The following is a 16,200-nucleotide window of genomic DNA, read 5'->3' as shown; positions in this document are numbered from 1 at the left end:
GTACTCACACCGAGAGGCTCTCGAGCCTGAGTGCGCCCGCGGAACCTCGGTTCCGCGGGCGCACTCGTTCGGGGGGGCACCTACGTCGGCGAGTGTGAGGTTGAATAGACCTCATGAACCAGACTGCGGCAGAGACCCGCGCTCGCGCGATCGCACGGGGCCGCGAGCTGATACGCGAGAGGCTCGACCAGGGCTTCACCCTCGTCGAGCTCATCGTCGTGACGCTCATCATCGGCATCCTGGCGGCGATCGCCGTTCCGGTGTTCCTTTCCACGCTCGAGCAGGCCCGCACCAGCGCGCTCCAGGCGGCCATGGCGACCACACGGCTCGAGTTCGCCTTGGCGCTCGTCGAGCGGGGAGCACTGCCCGAGGGCGCAGAGCGGGCAGCGATCCTCGCCTCTCACGGAGATCCGGAGATCTCCCTCGACGTGACTGCGACCGGCACGGAGTTCTGCCTGGGCGGTCGGCATGCGCTCGTCGGCGAACCGTGGGCCAGCACGCAGACAGTCGTGCCCACACGGGGCGCCTCGTGCGGCGCGGGCGGCGCCATTGTGCTTCCCTAGACCGAACCCGAGCGCACGCCGGTACGAATGACATGCAGACCCGGCCGGGGCGCTGTGGTTGATGTTAACAATGTGACTGGTGTGGACTACCCCCGAATGCGGGACTATTGTCGCCAGTACGGCGTGTCATACCTTTGCGGTCAGGCAGTCCGTGCAAGCGACCCCGTGGGGGCGTCTGCATCCAGGGGGGAGGGTTTGCCGTGGTTTCCGTCAGTGAAGTGCTCATCATCCGTGGGCTGCTGCCTATTGAGACACTCGACAAGGTTCGTGACGAGGGCGACGACGTCGTCGTCGGCGACTTCATCGAGCGCGGACTCGTCACGCCATCACAGGTCGCATCGGCCAAAGCCGAGGTCGCCGGGCTTTCTTTCGTCGAACTCGCCGAGTACCCCGTCGATCGCGCCGCGGTCGCTCTCGTGCCCGCGCAACTGTGCCGGCGTCACAACGTGCTGCCCATCCACGCCACCGCCACGACCATCACCCTCGCCATGGTCGAGCCGGGCGACGTGCTCGCCATGGACGACGTTCGTGCGATCGCCCGGATGCACGTGGTCGCGGTCGTCGCCGAGAAAAGCGACCTGCTGGCCGCGATCAACCGCTTCCACCGCGCCGACAACGAGCTCAGCGACCTGACCACCGCGATCGAAGAAGAGTCGGCGCCGTCGACGACCGATGAGGTCGCGCTACGTGATGCCGATCCCGACGACGCGCCGATCGTGCGGTTCGTGAACCTCATCATCGGTCAGGCGATCCAAGACCTCGCCTCTGACATCCACATCGAGCCCGGTGAGTTCGAGATGCGCGTGCGATACCGCATCGACGGCGTGCTGCACGACGTGCAGAAGGCTCCCAAGAACATTCAGAACGGCGTCATCTCGCGTCTGAAGATCATGAGCGACATCAACATCGCCGAGCGGCGTCGACCGCAAGACGGCCGCATGTCGGTGCAGCACGGCGGGCAGGTGATCGACCTGCGTGTCGCGACGCTGCCCACGGTCTGGGGCGAGAAAGTCGTCATGCGTATTCTCGACAACAACGCGACGCGCAAAGACATCGGCGACCTCGGCATGCTCGAGCGCAATCTGACGGTCTACCGCAACTCGTATTCGAAGCCGTACGGCATGATTCTTGTCACCGGGCCGACGGGTTCGGGAAAGTCGACCACGCTCTACACGACGCTGCACGCGGTCGCTCGACCCGAGATCAACGTCATCACGGTCGAAGACCCGGTCGAATACCGCATGGAGGGCATCAACCAGGTGCAGGTGAACCCTAAGGCGGGCCTCACCTTCGCGAGTGCGCTGCGTAGCATCCTCCGCTCCGACCCCGACGTCGTGCTCATCGGTGAGATCCGCGACCAAGAGACGGCGCAGATCGCCATCGAAGCGTCGCTCACCGGCCACCTCGTGCTCTCGACACTGCACACCAACGACGCGCCGAGCGCCATCACGCGTCTCATCGAGATGGACATCGAGCCCTTCCTCGTCGGTTCGGCGCTCGACTGCGTCGTCGCCCAGCGACTTGCCCGCAAGCTCTGCGACCGCTGCAAGCAGTTGCAGGAGTACGAGGTCGAGCACCTCGACAACCTGGGGTTCGGGCGCCGAGAAGACGAGTTCAGCCCCCGGCTCTACCACGCGGTCGGGTGCTCTGCCTGCTCGGGCACCGGCTACCGCGGCCGGCTTGCACTGCACGAGGTGATGATGGTGACCGAAGAGATCGAGCGGCTCGCCGTGGCTCGTGCATCGAGCGTCGAGATCATGCACACCGCCACAGCCCAGGGCATGCTCACGCTGCGGCAAGACGGGTGGGCGAAGGTTCGTGCCGGGCTCACCTCGATCGAAGAGGTTCTGCGCGTCGTCGCGTGACGATCTGCACCCGTCCTTGCATCTCGCACTCACGAGGGAGACATCATGACCGACACCACGGGCTTCAGCGCCGAGCCGAATGTGGCTCCAGCCTCGCAGGGCCGACGGGTCTGGTCGGTGACGGCCGACGTGAGCGCACCAGTCGGCTCGGCAACCGCTGCTCCGCCCGCTGGTACTCCGGTCGTGCCTTCCGAGTTCTCGCCGTTGCCCGAGCTCGCGGTCGGTGCTCCGCACCTCGCACCTCCGCCGCCCGTCGGGCAGCCCGTCGCGGCTCCCGCTCCGGCGGCCGTCGCGAGTTTGCCCGCGCCAGTCTCCGCGCCCCCGGTCGGTCTCGCGGCTCCCGCACCGACGTCGAACGCCGCGATCGTGGATGCTCCGCCTCCCGCTGGAGCCGTCATCTCAGCCGCGCCCCCGCAGGTGGCCTCCGGCACCGTGCTCGCGGGCATCCACCCTCTGCTGCTCGAGGCCCTCGACGACGTGATCGCGCGCGGTGCATCTGATCTGCACGTCGCGGGGGGCGCACCGCCCATGGTGCGACTCGACGGTGAGCTCAAGCCCGTCACCAACGCGGGCGTCTGGACCCGCGATGACGTCACCCAGATTCTCGAGAGCGTCATGAACGATCGGCAGCGCGAGGCCTTCAGCCACGAGTGGGAGCTCGACTTCGCCATCAGCCCGCGCGGCGCCGAGCGCTTCCGCGTCAACTACTACAAAGACCGCGACGCCATGGCCGGCGCCTTCCGTCTGATCCCCACTGAGATCAAGTCGCTCAAGCAGCTAGGAGTGCCCGGGGTCGTCTCGAAATTCGCCACGCTGCCGCGCGGCCTCGTGCTCGTCACGGGCCCGACGGGGTCGGGCAAGTCGACGACGCTCGCCGCCCTCATCGACCTCGTCAACAAGTCGCGCGCCGACCACATCGTCACGATCGAAGACCCGATCGAGTTCGTGCACCAAAATCAGCGCGCGCTCGTCAATCAGCGCGAGGTCGGCAGCGATACTCACTCGTTCGCCGACGCGCTCAAGCGTGTGCTGCGGCAAGACCCCGATGTCATTCTCATCGGCGAGCTGCGCGACCTCGAGACCGTCTCGACGGCACTCACCGCGGCAGAGACCGGCCACCTCGTGTTCGCGACCCTGCACACGCAGTCGGCCGCGCAGACCATCGACCGCATCATCGACGTCTTCCCACCGCACCAGCAGAGCCAGGTGAGGTCGCAGCTGGCACTCACGCTGCAGGGCGTCGTCTGTCAGACACTGCTGCCGAGGGCGACGGGCCAGGGTCGCATCATCGCCACCGAGATCATGATGACCACGGGTGCCATCGCCAACCTCATTCGCGAGGGCAAGACCTACCAGATCACTTCGGCGCTGCAGGCGGGTCGCGAATCGGGCATGCACACAATGGACCAGCACCTCGCCGACCTCGTCAACAGCCACATGGTGACCCACGAGGCCGCGCAGTCGAAGATGCAAGACCCTGAGAACTTCAACCGCCTCGTGCACCGCACGGGCGCAGGAGGCGACGGCGCCGCGAGCGCTCCGTTCGCCGATGGATTCGGAGGACACCGCTAGTGGCCAGCGCTCTCACCTACGCCTACACCGGCCGCGATTCCAGCGGCAAGCTCGTGAAGGGCCGGGTTGATGCTGCGGGCGAGGCCTCGGTCGTCTCGCGACTGCGCACGATGGGCATCGCGCCCGTTTCGATTCAGCAGGTCACCGGCGGAACCGGACTCAATCGCGACATCTCGATGGGCGGTCTGTTCGACAAGAAGGTGACGATCAAGGATCTCGCCGTCATGAGCCGCCAGCTCGCGACGATGATCGGCGCCGGCCTGCCACTGCTCAAGTCGCTCACGATTCTCGCCGATCAGTCAGAGAACCCGAAACTCGCCTCGACGCTCGACGAGGTGCGGGGCGCGGTCGAAGAGGGCAGCACATTCTCTGACGGGCTCGCCAAGCATCCGCGCATCTTCCCGCCGATCTTCGTCAACCTCGTGCGTGCCGGCGAGGTCGGCGGTTTTCTCGAGACCTCGCTCGAGTCGGTCGCCAAGAACTACGAGAAAGAGGTCGAACTCAAGGCGACGATCAAGTCGGCGCTCACCTACCCCGTGGTCGTGCTCATCATGGCGCTGCTCGCCGTGGTCGGCATGATCCTCTTCATCGTGCCGGTGTTCGACGACCTCTTCAACGACCTCGGGGGAGAGCTGCCGCTGCCGACGAAGATTCTCGTGAGCATCTCGCAGAACATGATCTGGCTCGGGCCACTCGTTGTCGTCGGCTCGATCGTCGGCGCCATCTGGTGGCGCGCGAACCGGCAGACCCCGAAGTTCCGGTCGGTCTGGGAGCCCATGCTGCTCAAGATGCCGGTCTTCGGCGATCTCTTCAAGAAAATCGCCATTGCGCGATTCACCCGCAACTTCGGCACCATGATCGGCTCAGGTGTTCCGATTCTGCAGGCGCTCTCGATCATCGGCTCGACCTCGGGCAACTGGCAGATCGAGCAGGCCGTGCAGTCGGTGCAAGACTCGGTGAGGCAGGGCCGCACGATCGCTGCGCCGCTCGCGCTGCAACCGATCTTTCCGAGCATGGTCACGCAGATGATCGCCGTCGGTGAAGACTCTGGTGCCCTCGAGACCATGCTCGAGAAGATCTCCGACTTCTACGACAGCGAAGTGCAGAGCACCACCGAAGCACTCACCTCGCTCATCGAGCCGCTCATGATCGCCTTCCTGGGCGTCATTCTCGGCGGCATGATCGTGGCGCTCTACCTGCCGATTTTCGACATCTTCAACCAGATCTAGTCGCCACGCCGAGGTGCCCCCCGCACTGGGGATGCCGCCGCGTGAACCACCAATGCACACTTACTCGTGGGGGGCCGGTTTCATGTTCCGTGGGGGGCCCACCTATCAACCTTCACTTGATGGGAAAGGAAACGGACACATGTCCATTCGCACTGCACTCGAGAACCGTCTCGACCGCATCGAGAAGAACGACAAGGGCTTCACCCTGATCGAGCTGCTCGTTGTCGTCATCATCATCGGCATCCTTGCCGCGATCGCCGTTCCGGTCTTCCTGGGCCAGCAGGGCCAGGCACAGGACTCGGCTGCCATCTCCGACCTCGCCACCGCGAAGGTCGCCTACGTGAGCTCGCTCGTCGAGAACCCCGAAGGCGACGCTGACGCGGCCGCTCTCGCCGCTCTCGGCATGCCCGCGACCGTCACGGTCGCCACGGCCGGTCGTGAGTTCTGCCTCGAGCGGACCAGCGACAACGGCGATGTGGTCTTCAGCGTCGACAGCGGCACTGATGGGCCCGCCGCGGGCGAGTGCCCGGCAGGCTAGGCCTGGAGAACAGCACTCTCTGACGACAGGTGGGGTCGCCCTCTCGGCGCCCCCACCTGTTGTCCTTGGCTTTGAGTTGTGAGACCAAGCCGACAAGTTAACAAGCAAATTTCGCATCACACGATCGGGGGGATCATGACGATGGAGCGCAACCGCTCTCGCCGTGATGACGCGCGCGCTTCGCGCCTCTCCGACACCTCGACAGACGCCGGCATCGGCCTCATCGAGATCATCATCTCCATGTTCCTCATCTCACTGCTCGCGATCGCCTTCATCCCCGTGATCGTCTCGGCGCTGCGCGCATCCGAGCTCAACTCGAGCGCCGCGACCGCGACACGCCTGGTCTCGCAGGCTGTCGATGCAGCTCGCTCGCGCGGCGCGGCCGATTGCGCCGCCGCCCAGCTACTCAACGCCGTCACCGAAGAGGTCGACGCCCAGGGCGTCACCATTCGCGTCACCACGACTGTTCCGCCGGTCGGCACGTGCGTTGACGGCAGCGCGATGACCGTTACGGTCGTCGCCGTCGACGACGCCGACGACTCGCTGTTGGCGGATGCCCGCACTCAGATTCTGCTGGTGAGCACGCCATGACGCCCCGGCTGCGCCGAAACGACGCGGGGTTCTCGCTCATCGAGCTGCTCGTCGCCATGGGCCTCTTCGGCATCATCATCACGATCGTCGGCAGCGTCATCATCAGCGCGATCACGGCCGACCGCACGGTGCGCGAGGTGACGGGCTCGACGACCGACGGCCAGCTCGTCGTCAACATCGTCGAAGAGACCGTGCGCAACTCGACGGCCGTCTCGGTCACGACCGCGGCCGATGGTGTCTCCACTTTCGCGACGGCCCGTACGACAGCGGGCGGTACTGCGCGCTGCCAGGCGTGGTTCTACGATGACGAAGTGGGCGCAGTCTTCGAACTGTCGAGTTCGACGGCGGTGACGGCACCGAACCCTGGGGCCGTCGGCACCGAATGGATTCAGGTCAGTGCGGGGATCACGCCTCTTGACGACGGCGCGGGTGCTCCGGTGCCCGTCTTCGCGCTCGCCGGCACCCGTGGACTCTCCGTCAGCTTCTCGGTCGACGGGGGTTCCGGCACTAGTTCGCTTTTCATCACGACCACTACCGGTCGTGCACCGCAATCGAATGTGAGTCCGCAATGCTTCTGACATCGCCTCTCCGCCGCTCTGGAACGCGCTCTGACGATCGCGGCAACGCCATGATCGCCGTCATCGGCCTGCTGGCCGTGACCTCGATGATCACGATGACCGTCACCGGTGCCACCGTGCAGGCCCTCAGCTACACCTCGCTCACCCGAGCGGGAGTGCAGTCGAACGCCGCGGCCGAGGCCGGCGTTGACGCGATGCTCGCTCAGCTCTTCGCCGATGCTTGCCCGGCGACCGGTGAGCTCACCGCGACGCAGGGCTCTGTCGACCCGAGCCTGGCCGGCCCCGCTGCCGACGAGCTGTTCTTCGTCGCCACGGTCGCACAACGCATCAGCACGTCGGCGAGTTGGACTCCGGGTTGCCCGGCAGAAGCCACCACGCAGATTCGCATTCAGTCGACCGGCTTCGCTGCGGACCTGGGCGTTGCCGAATCGGCGTCAGCCGGCGACGCCTCTGCTGTTCAGGCTGTCTACGAATGGACTCCGGGGGCCAACTCTGCCGCTGTGACCGGTGCCGCCGTCTTCAGCTACGGCGTTCCTGGGCTCTCGAACAGCCTCGAGTTGTTGTCGTTCAACGGCAACCAGGCGAACGTTATTGTGGCCGAGGGCAACATCGTGTGCAGCAACAGCGTCTATGTCGAGGGTGACATCGTCGCGGCGAACGGCAACATCTCGCTCAACAATACGTGCGGAGCTGGAGGCAATGTCTGGGCTTCAGGCACTGTCACGCTTCAGGGCAACAAGACCATCGGCGGTGATGTCATCGCGGCAGGTCCGGGAACCACGACCATCGACCCCAGCACGACGATCAATGGCGGCGTATACGCCCGCGGCGAGATCGACAGCTGGGGCCAGCGCTGCTCGACCGGCGCGACCGGCTGGGATGCCGCGGGCGATGCCTGCTCGGTCGCCCGCAACACCGGTGCCGACCCTGTGTTCTACAACCGTGCCGATGTCGTCGCTCCGACGCCGCCAGTGTGGGTCGACGTCAACTATGTCGCCAGCGACTGGCAGGGCCGTGGGTGGAACGTGGTGAACTACACCGGACCGTGCACCATCGACAACCGAACCGCGAGCGACAGTCGCGTCGTTGCTTTCAGCAACTACACGACCCCGACGGTCATCGACATGCGCAGCTGCGGCACCGTGATCTTCTCGTCGAGCGCCAAGCTCGACCTCACGATGCGCACAGACTTGACGTTCATCGTTCCGCACAACGTGAACCTTGAGAACTTCTCCGTATTCTCGCAAGGCAACCTCGACCGGGCACTGCGATTCATCACGCCCGATACCGTCGGGAACGGAGTTCCGACAACGACAGGCTGCGGCCGCTTCGACATCAACAACCGCAACGTTGTGCAAGACTCCATCGCCATTCTCATCTACAGCCCGTGCACCATTCAGAACAGCAATCAGCTCACCTGGCGCGGACAGTACTACGGCGGTCGCGTCACCTTTTCGAACAATAGTGAACTGACCTACGTACCCATCGGTATTCCTGGCTTCGATTTGGGCAATGGCGCAGGCGGGCCCGGCGGCGGGGGTGCCGCTGGCGGCACGCCGACGGCTGGCGCGCCTGGCGCGCTGATCGAGTACACCGACATCGACGTTCCGGCCTGACCGGGTCGCCGTGACCATCATCGTGCCGGCGATCGCCGGCGTGCTCGGTGCCGCCATCGGGTCGTTCCTGAATGTCGTCATCTACCGGGTGCCGGCCGGGATCTCGGTCGTGCACCCGCCGAGCGCATGCCCGTCATGCTCCGCACGCGTGCGGCCCTATGACAACATCCCGATCGTGTCGTGGGTCGTGCTGCGCGGGCGCTGCCGCGATTGCGCGGCCCCGTTCTCGGGGCGCTACGCGCTCGTCGAACTGGTCACGGCTCTCGCGTTCGCGGGAATCGCGGCGTGGCAGCTTCCGACCCTGCTCGCCGCGCCCTCGACGGCGTTGACGGCCTCCGGTGCTGTGGTCATGCTCGCCCTGCTCTACTTCGCCGCGATCTCGATCGCGCTGGCGGCCATCGATCTCGACACCCACCGCTTACCGAACGTCATCGTGCTTCCCTCGTACGCGGTGTTCGCCGCTTTGCTGGGTGCGGCCGCGATTGCGACGGGCGATCTCGAGGGCGCCGCGCGCGCAGCCGCCGGCGCGGGCATCCTCTTCGGGGGCTATCTGCTGCTCGCGCTCATCTCGCCTCGAGGCATGGGCATGGGCGATGTCAAGCTCGCTGGCGTCATCGGCCTCGTGCTCGGATGGTTCGGGTGGTCGGCGCTCGTCGTCGGCACGCTCGCAGCTTTTCTGCTCGGAGCGCTGGTAGGGGTCGCGCTCATCGTGGCACGGCGGGCGAGTCGCAGCACAGGAATACCCTTCGGGCCGTGGATGCTGGGAGGAGCCTGGGTAGGAATTCTGCTGGGTGAGCCGATCGCGCGGGGATACCTCGCGCTGTTCGGCCTGGAGTAAGGGGGCGCACATGGTGAACGGGGTAGTGGGTGTCGACATCGGCAGCTCGTCTCTGCGAGCCGTCGAGATCGACGACGCGGCGAAGGCGAGGCCGACGCTGCTGCGCGTTCACGAAGTGCCTCTTCCCGAGGGCTCGGTGAAGCGCGGCGAGATTCTCGAGGTGCACACTGTCGCATCGGCGTTCAAACGCCTGTGGGCCGCCGGCGGGTTCAAGACCAAAGACATCGCGCTCGGCATCGGCGGGCAGAGCGTCATCGTGCGTGATCTCGCGGTGCCTCGCATGCCGCTCGCGCAGATCAAAGAGTCGCTGCCGTTTCAGGTGCAAGACCTCTTGCCTGTGCCGGTCAACGACGCCGTTCTCGACTACTACCCGATCGGCGAGGGCCAGAACGAGTCGGGGGCCGTGGTCAACGGCCTGCTCGTCGCCGCCTTCAAGCAAGCGGTCACAACGAACGTGACCGCGGCCACCATGGCGGGACTCAACCCGGTCAGTATGGATCTGCTGCCGTTCGCGATGACGCGAATGCACACGGTCTCGAGCCCGACCAAAGGTTTTGCAGTACACATGAACATCGGCGCCAATGCGACGTCGATCGTGATCGTGCAGGCCGGTGTGCCCCTCTTCGTGCGCATCGTTCCCGCCGGGGGTGACGACGCCACCCGCGCGCTCATGGCGCGGCTCTCGATTCCGCGAGAGCGGGCCGAGTTGCTCAAGCGCGAACTCGGGCTGACGACGGCGGGCAGCACCGACGAAGAACGCGTGGCCGCTGAGGTGATTCACGAATCGACGAGCGAGCTGCTCACGGCGGTGCGCAACACCTTGGCCTATTTCGCAGGTGTGCGCACGGGAGTGGTCTTCGACCATCTCTCGGTCGCGGGCGGCGCCACCCGCATGCGCGGGTTCGCGAGCGCGTTGGCCGAGTCGACGCGCATCTCGGTCGTGCCGGTGAACCCGACAGCTGGAGTTGCGGTTGCGCGCGGCCTGCGCGGCGCCGAGAGCGATGATCAGATGCAGGCCTGGGTTACGGCCATCGGCCTCGCGGTGGGGAGCGCAGCATGAGCCGCCGCGACAGCCGTGAGACGGGCGCGCTCGTCTACGGGGGAGTGCCACGCGCTCACCTCATGCCGCCCGAGGTGGCGCTGCAGAAGAAAGAGCGCGGTCGTCGACGCGGTCTCATCACGGCGGTCGTCGCCGTGCTCGCCCTCACGGTAGCGGGCGTCGTGGGCTCGTTCTTGGTCGCCGCCAATGCTGAGGCGCAGCTCGCCGCAGAGCGTCGCACCACCGAGCAACTTCTCGCTTCGCAACTCGAATTCACCGAGGTCACCCTCGTACTCGGCCAGCTGCAGTCAATCGCTGACGTACGGGGTGAGCTCGCCAGCGTCGAAGTGCTGTGGCGCGACGCACTGCAGCCCTATCTGAGCGTGCTCAGCGACGAGGAAGCCGTCGATTCACTTGCCTTCTCGTCCGACTCACCGGCCGAGCCGCCGCTCGGCATCACTGGTCCGCTGCGTTCTCCGCGCGTGGCCACCGTCACGATGGTGGTGCTTACTGCTGAACTGCCCGTGCCGTACGTGTGGTATCGCGAGTGGGAGCTCATCGACACGTACGCCGACGCGAGCATTGACTCGATCGTTCGAACTCAACGAGGCTACGAGACGACCGTCACCATCAACCTCAATGACGTCGCACTCTCGAACCGGTTCTCAGAAGAAGAGGTGACCGAATGACGACGGCATCGACACGCATCTGGACCTTTGCGACCGCGATTGTCATCATCATCGTGATCGCCCTCGGGTGGTTCCTTGGCATCTCGCCAAAACTCGCAGACACTGCCCGGTTCGACGCAGACCGGCAGAGCGTCGTCGCACAGAATGATGTGGCTCGAGCGACCCTCGCCCAATTGCAGGCAGACTTCGAGCAGATAGACACCCTGTTGCTTGAGCTGGAGGAGCTGCGGGCGGAGTTCCCGACCGACGCCGCCTACGACGACGCAGTCGAAGAGCTTCTCACGACGATGCTCTCGGCAGGGCTAAGTCTCGAGAACATCGCGCTCAACGAACCCGCTCCAACATCTGCCGGGGTTCTGGAGGACGGCGACGAGCCGCCTGCTCCAGAGGTCGACGGCGACGGAGTCCTGCCGACGGGATCGCTTCTGCGGATCTCGGTCTCGGTCACGGTCCGCGGAGAGCTCGCGCGAATCTTGTCGTACATCCAGGCACTTCAAGAGTCTGCGCGCTTCGCCATCGTGTCGACGGGCAACTACGGCCAAGATGCCGCGGGAGTCGGGGAGATGACGTTCTCGATGATCATCTACGCGGTGAGCGGCGAAGACCTGCTCGATGTGCAGCCGGAGCCCGAGCCGGAGCCCGAGCCAGAGCCGAGCGCGTCGCCGACACCGGAGGCGACAGACCCGGCCGGCACGCAGCCGTCGGCCGAGCCGACCCCCTCTCCGTAGCGTCAGAACTGCGGTGTCGGGATGCTCGGAGCGGGCATCCCGACACCGCATCTTGGTAGGGTGGCGCGTTCGTATTCCCTGTGAAAGGACGCGTCATGGCCACCCAGTCTTCCTCCGAGCCCACCGACGATCAGACGACGGAGCCCGCGGCGACACCTGCTGAGTCGCCTGCCGAGGCCCAGGCCGAGCCGACGGCCGTGGCCGCTGACGAGTCGACCGAAGTGACGAGCCCGAGCCCCGCGCCGACGACCGAGGTCGTCGAACCGGTGGCCGTTCCCGCTGCGGAGACGACCCCCGCGGCACCCGCTCAGCCGACCGTGGTGTTCGTGCAGGCACCCCAGCCCCCGAAAAAGCGCGGTGCTCGTGGCGTCGGCGCGCTGGTCGCACTTCTGGGTGCCGCACTGTTCGCCGTCGCCTACGCCATGCTCGTGCTGCTGATCGCAGTCATCGGGTCGCCCGCCGGCCTCGCTCCCGCGCTGCAGTACCTCTCGTCGGTCACGTTCTACTTGCCGGTGATCATCTTCTTCTTGTCGTACCTGCTGCTCGTCATCATCGTGAATCGCGGCGGCTGGTGGGCGCATGTGCTCGGTGGCTTCATCGTGGCCATCGTCGTGTGGGTCGGCTTCGTCGGCGCCGCCCTCATCTCGGCGAGCGCGATCGGCGCCTCGGCGGCCGAGGTCAACAGCATCGTGCTGCAGCAGCTCACGAATCCGCTCGGATTCGCCGCCGCGATCGCCGCGCGTGAAGTACCGATCTGGGTCGGCGGGCTGGTGTCGAAGCGAGGCAGAACCGCTCGGGCGCGCAACGCCGAGGCTCGCACCGCCTACGAGCAAGAGCTGGCCGAGCACCGGGCCACTCTGAACTCCAACACTGCCGTTTGACCACATCACTCCAGAGGTCTACCCTTAGCAGTGTGTGTGCTTTGGCGCACGCCTGTGTCGTGCCGTGAGAGCGGAACTCCAGGCGGCTGACGCGCACGCAGAGGGTCACTGACGCATCGAACGCTCCGGCGGGCGGGCACACACCCCCACGGCATATTCGTCACCCGGCGAGCACCTTCGTCGGGCCGGACGGATTCGCGTGAGCCTGACCGCACTCAGCAGTGCAGTCAGGGACTTTCCAACCGCAACCGCTGTCACCGTGCAGCACAGTCAAGGAGCAGTTTTGCCCACTATTCAACAGCTGGTCCGCAAGGGCCGCTCGCCGAAGGTCTCGAAGACCAAGGCGCCGGCCCTCAAGGCCAACCCTCAGCAGCGCGGCGTCTGCACGCGCGTCTACACGACGACCCCGAAGAAGCCGAACTCGGCTCTGCGCAAGGTCGCTCGCGTCAAGCTCAGCAACGGCACCGAGGTCACCGCCTACATTCCCGGCGAGGGCCACAACCTGCAGGAGCACTCGATGGTGCTCGTGCGCGGCGGTCGTGTGAAAGACCTTCCGGGCGTGCGCTACAAGATCGTGCGCGGCGCCCTCGACACTCAGGCGGTCAAGAACCGTAAGCAAGCGCGCAGCCGCTACGGAGCGAAGATGGACAAGAAGTAATGCCTCGTAAAGGTCCAGCACCCAAGCGCCCCGTCGTCGCAGATCCGGTCTACGGCGCGCCGATCGTCAGCCAGCTCGTCAACAAGATTCTTCTTGACGGCAAGAAGGGCCTCGCCGAGCGCATCGTCTACGGTGCCCTCGAAGGCGTGAGCGCCAAGAACGGTCAAGATGCCGTCGCGACGCTCAAGAAGGCCCTCGACAACGTGCGACCCACCCTCGAGGTGCGTTCGCGTCGTGTCGGTGGCTCGACCTACCAGGTGCCCGTCGAGGTCAAGCCGCACCGCGCGAACACCCTCGCGCTGCGCTGGCTGACTTCGTATGCCAAGGCTCGTCGCGAGAAGACGATGACCGAGCGCCTCATGAACGAGATTCTCGACGCCTCGAACGGCCTCGGTGCCGCGGTCAAGCGTCGTGAAGACACGCACAAGATGGCTGAGTCGAACAAAGCCTTCGCGCACTACCGCTGGTAAACCGAAGGTTTGCCAGCCGGGCTGAGCGCGCAGCGGGGCCATTTCTGGCCCCGCTGCGAAGGCCGGGTGGCGGCCCGTCCCGGGCCGACACGGTGTAAAGCCATCACATTGACGAAATACTGAAAGTAAGGACATCCCTGTGGCACAGGACGTGCTCACCGACCTGAACAAGGTCCGCAACATCGGCATCATGGCGCACATTGACGCCGGCAAGACGACCACCACCGAGCGCATTTTGTTCTACACGGGCATCACGCACAAGATCGGTGAGGTGCACGACGGCGCCGCCACGATGGACTGGATGGCGCAAGAGCAAGAGCGCGGCATCACGATCACCTCGGCTGCCACGACCTGCTTCTGGAACAAGCACCAGATCAACATCATCGACACCCCCGGCCACGTCGACTTCACGGTCGAGGTCGAGCGCTCGCTGCGCGTGCTCGATGGCGCTGTCGCCGTCTTCGACGGCAAGGAAGGCGTCGAGCCCCAGTCAGAGACCGTGTGGCGCCAGGCCGACAAGTACGACGTGCCGCGCATCTGCTTCGTCAACAAGATGGACAAGCTCGGTGCCGACTTCTACTTCACCGTAGACACGATCGTGAAGCGCCTCGGCGCCAAGCCCCTCGTCATTCAGCTGCCGATCGGCTTCGAAAACACCTTCGAGGGTGTCGTCGACCTCGTCGAGATGCGCGCGCTCACGTGGCGCGGCGACTCGAAGGGTGACGTCGAGATGGGCGCGAAGTACGAGATCGAGCCGATTCCGGCCGACCTCGTCGACAAGGCCAACGAGTACCGCCAGGCGCTGCTCGAAACCGTCGCCGAGTCTGACGACGTGCTGCTCGAGAAGTTCTTCGGCGGCGAAGAGCTCACGGTCGCCGAGATCAAGGGCGCCATCCGCAAGATGACGGTCGCCTCGGAGATCTACCCGGTGCTCTGCGGCTCGGCGTTCAAGAACCGCGGCGTGCAGCCCATGCTCGACGCCGTGGTCGACTACCTGCCGAGCCCGCTCGACGTGCCGGCGACCGTTGCGCACGACCCGCGCGACGAAGAGGTCGAGATCATCCGCAAGCCTGACTCGACCGAGCCCTTCGCGGCGCTCGCGTTCAAGGTCGCGGTGCACCCGTTCTTCGGTCGCCTCACCTACGTGCGCGTCTACTCGGGCAAGATCGACTCGGGCGCTCAGATCATCAACTCCACCAAGGGCAAGAAAGAGCGCATCGGCAAGATCTTCCAGATGCACGCCAACAAGGAGAACCCTGTCGACTCGGTCACCGCGGGCCACATCTACGCGGTCATCGGCCTCAAAGACACGACGACGGGCGACACGCTCAGCGACATCCAGCAGCAGGTCGTGCTCGAGTCGATGACGTTCCCCGAGCCCGTGATCGAGGTCGCGATCGAGCCGAAGACCAAGGCCGACCAGGAGAAGCTCGGCACGGCCATCCAGAAGCTCGCCGAAGAAGACCCGACGTTCCGCACCGAGCAGAACATCGAGACCGGCCAGACCGTCATCAAGGGCATGGGCGAGCTGCACCTCGACATTCTCGTCGACCGCATGAAGCGCGAGTTCAACGTCGAGGCCAACGTCGGCAAGCCCCAGGTGGCCTACCGCGAGACGATCAAGCGCACGATCGAGAAGTACGACTACACCCACAAGAAGCAGACGGGTGGCTCCGGTCAGTTCGCAAAGATCCAGATCAGCCTCGAGCCTCTCGAGGTCACGCCCGAGACGAGCTACGAGTTCGTCAACTCTGTCACCGGTGGCCGCGTTCCGCGCGAGTACATCCCCTCGGTCGACGCGGGCATCCAAGACGCGATGCAGGTCGGCGTGCTCGCCGGCTTCCCGACGGTGGGCGTCAAGGCGACGCTCCTCGACGGTGCAGCGCACGACGTCGACTCCTCGGAGATGGCGTTCAAGATCGCCGGGTCGATGGCCTTCAAGGAGGCCGCTCGCAAGGCGAACCCCGTGCTCCTCGAGCCGCTCATGGCGGTCGAGGTGCGCACCCCCGAGGAGTACATGGGCGACGTCATCGGCGACCTGAACTCCCGTCGCGGCCAGATCCAGTCGATGGAGGACGCAACGGGTGTCAAGGTCGTTCGCGCCCTCGTGCCGCTGTCGGAGATGTTCGGGTACGTCGGAGACCTGCGGTCGAAGACCTCCGGGCGCGCCGTCTACTCGATGACGTTCGACAGCTACGCGGAGGTCCCGAAGGCCGTCGCCGACGAGATCGTCCAGAAGAACAAGGGCGAGTAATCGCCCGACCTGCGAGGGCTCGCCGAGCCTGAGTACGATACATACACACCAAATCGCGCGGTGTCTGAAACCCGGATGCTGAGCAAACAAG

At 65.5% G+C, this 16,200-nt stretch carries 16 protein-coding genes; all 16 read left to right on the top strand.

Going from position 1 to position 16,200, the window contains the following annotated elements; translation table 11 throughout:
• The first annotated feature begins 113 nt into the window (after positions 1-113).
• The 16 genes from KL788_RS07855 (at position 114) to fusA (ending at position 16,109) form a co-directional block, all read left to right on the top strand.
• The gene (locus tag KL788_RS07855) at positions 114-563 is read left to right on the top strand and encodes a type II secretion system protein (protein WP_293170118.1); all 450 of its coding nucleotides are present in this window, start codon (positions 114-116) and stop codon (positions 561-563) included.
• Positions 564-763: 200 nt separating this feature from the next.
• Entirely contained in the window at positions 764-2,428 is a 1,665-nt protein-coding gene (locus tag KL788_RS07850) for a GspE/PulE family protein (protein WP_293170116.1), read from the top strand.
• Between the two features lie 45 nt (positions 2,429-2,473).
• Entirely contained in the window at positions 2,474-4,000 is a 1,527-nt protein-coding gene (locus KL788_RS07845) for a type IV pilus twitching motility protein PilT (protein ID WP_293170114.1), read from the top strand.
• Entirely contained in the window at positions 4,000-5,229 is a 1,230-nt protein-coding gene (locus KL788_RS07840) for a type II secretion system F family protein (protein ID WP_293170112.1), read from the top strand. Before KL788_RS07845 ends, KL788_RS07840 begins: the two co-directional genes overlap by 1 nt.
• Positions 5,230-5,368: 139 nt before the next feature.
• Positions 5,369-5,767 carry a type IV pilin protein gene (locus tag KL788_RS07835; RefSeq protein WP_293170110.1) on the top strand — a complete coding sequence of 133 codons (399 nt, stop codon included), beginning with the start codon at positions 5,369-5,371 and terminating at the stop codon, positions 5,765-5,767.
• Between the two features lie 135 nt (positions 5,768-5,902).
• A complete protein-coding gene (locus KL788_RS07830) occupies positions 5,903-6,358 on the top strand; it encodes a type IV pilus modification PilV family protein (RefSeq protein WP_293170108.1) in 456 nt (151 codons plus the stop codon).
• Entirely contained in the window at positions 6,355-6,936 is a 582-nt protein-coding gene (locus tag KL788_RS07825) for a prepilin-type N-terminal cleavage/methylation domain-containing protein (protein WP_293170106.1), read from the top strand. The genes KL788_RS07830 and KL788_RS07825 overlap by 4 nt, the downstream gene beginning before the upstream one ends.
• The gene (locus tag KL788_RS07820) at positions 6,927-8,552 is read left to right on the top strand and encodes a hypothetical protein (RefSeq protein WP_293170104.1); all 1,626 of its coding nucleotides are present in this window, start codon (positions 6,927-6,929) and stop codon (positions 8,550-8,552) included. Before KL788_RS07825 ends, KL788_RS07820 begins: the two co-directional genes overlap by 10 nt.
• Positions 8,553-8,562: 10 nt before the next feature.
• Positions 8,563-9,390: a prepilin peptidase gene (locus KL788_RS07815; RefSeq protein WP_293170102.1), complete on the top strand. Its 828-nt coding sequence runs from the start codon at positions 8,563-8,565 to the stop codon at positions 9,388-9,390.
• Positions 9,391-9,400: 10 nt separating this feature from the next.
• Complete coding sequence (gene pilM, locus KL788_RS07810) at positions 9,401-10,450, top strand: type IV pilus assembly protein PilM (RefSeq protein ID WP_293170100.1); 1,050 nt, start codon at positions 9,401-9,403, stop codon at positions 10,448-10,450.
• Positions 10,447-11,118: a hypothetical protein gene (locus KL788_RS07805; RefSeq protein ID WP_293170098.1), complete on the top strand. Its 672-nt coding sequence runs from the start codon at positions 10,447-10,449 to the stop codon at positions 11,116-11,118. Before pilM ends, KL788_RS07805 begins: the two co-directional genes overlap by 4 nt.
• Positions 11,115-11,846, top strand: a complete 732-nt coding sequence (locus KL788_RS07800; RefSeq protein ID WP_293170096.1) for a hypothetical protein — start codon at positions 11,115-11,117, stop codon at positions 11,844-11,846. Before KL788_RS07805 ends, KL788_RS07800 begins: the two co-directional genes overlap by 4 nt.
• A gap of 95 nt (positions 11,847-11,941) precedes the next feature.
• Positions 11,942-12,727: a hypothetical protein gene (locus KL788_RS07795; protein WP_293170094.1), complete on the top strand. Its 786-nt coding sequence runs from the start codon at positions 11,942-11,944 to the stop codon at positions 12,725-12,727.
• A gap of 283 nt (positions 12,728-13,010) precedes the next feature.
• Positions 13,011-13,385, top strand: coding sequence for a 30S ribosomal protein S12 (rpsL, locus tag KL788_RS07790; protein ID WP_293170092.1), 375 nt, complete (start codon positions 13,011-13,013; stop codon positions 13,383-13,385).
• Complete coding sequence (rpsG, locus tag KL788_RS07785) at positions 13,385-13,855, top strand: 30S ribosomal protein S7 (RefSeq protein WP_293170090.1); 471 nt, start codon at positions 13,385-13,387, stop codon at positions 13,853-13,855. The genes rpsL and rpsG overlap by 1 nt, the downstream gene beginning before the upstream one ends.
• A gap of 139 nt (positions 13,856-13,994) precedes the next feature.
• Positions 13,995-16,109, top strand: coding sequence for an elongation factor G (gene fusA / locus KL788_RS07780; protein WP_293170088.1), 2,115 nt, complete (start codon positions 13,995-13,997; stop codon positions 16,107-16,109).
• Positions 16,110-16,200: the final 91 nt, after the last annotated feature.

Origin of the sequence: Microcella sp., assembly GCF_019739195.1 — a bacterium.
GTDB lineage: Bacteria > Actinomycetota > Actinomycetes > Actinomycetales > Microbacteriaceae > Microcella.
Note: the sequence above shows the minus strand (reverse complement) of the source record. Positions and strands in the feature narration are given on the sequence as shown.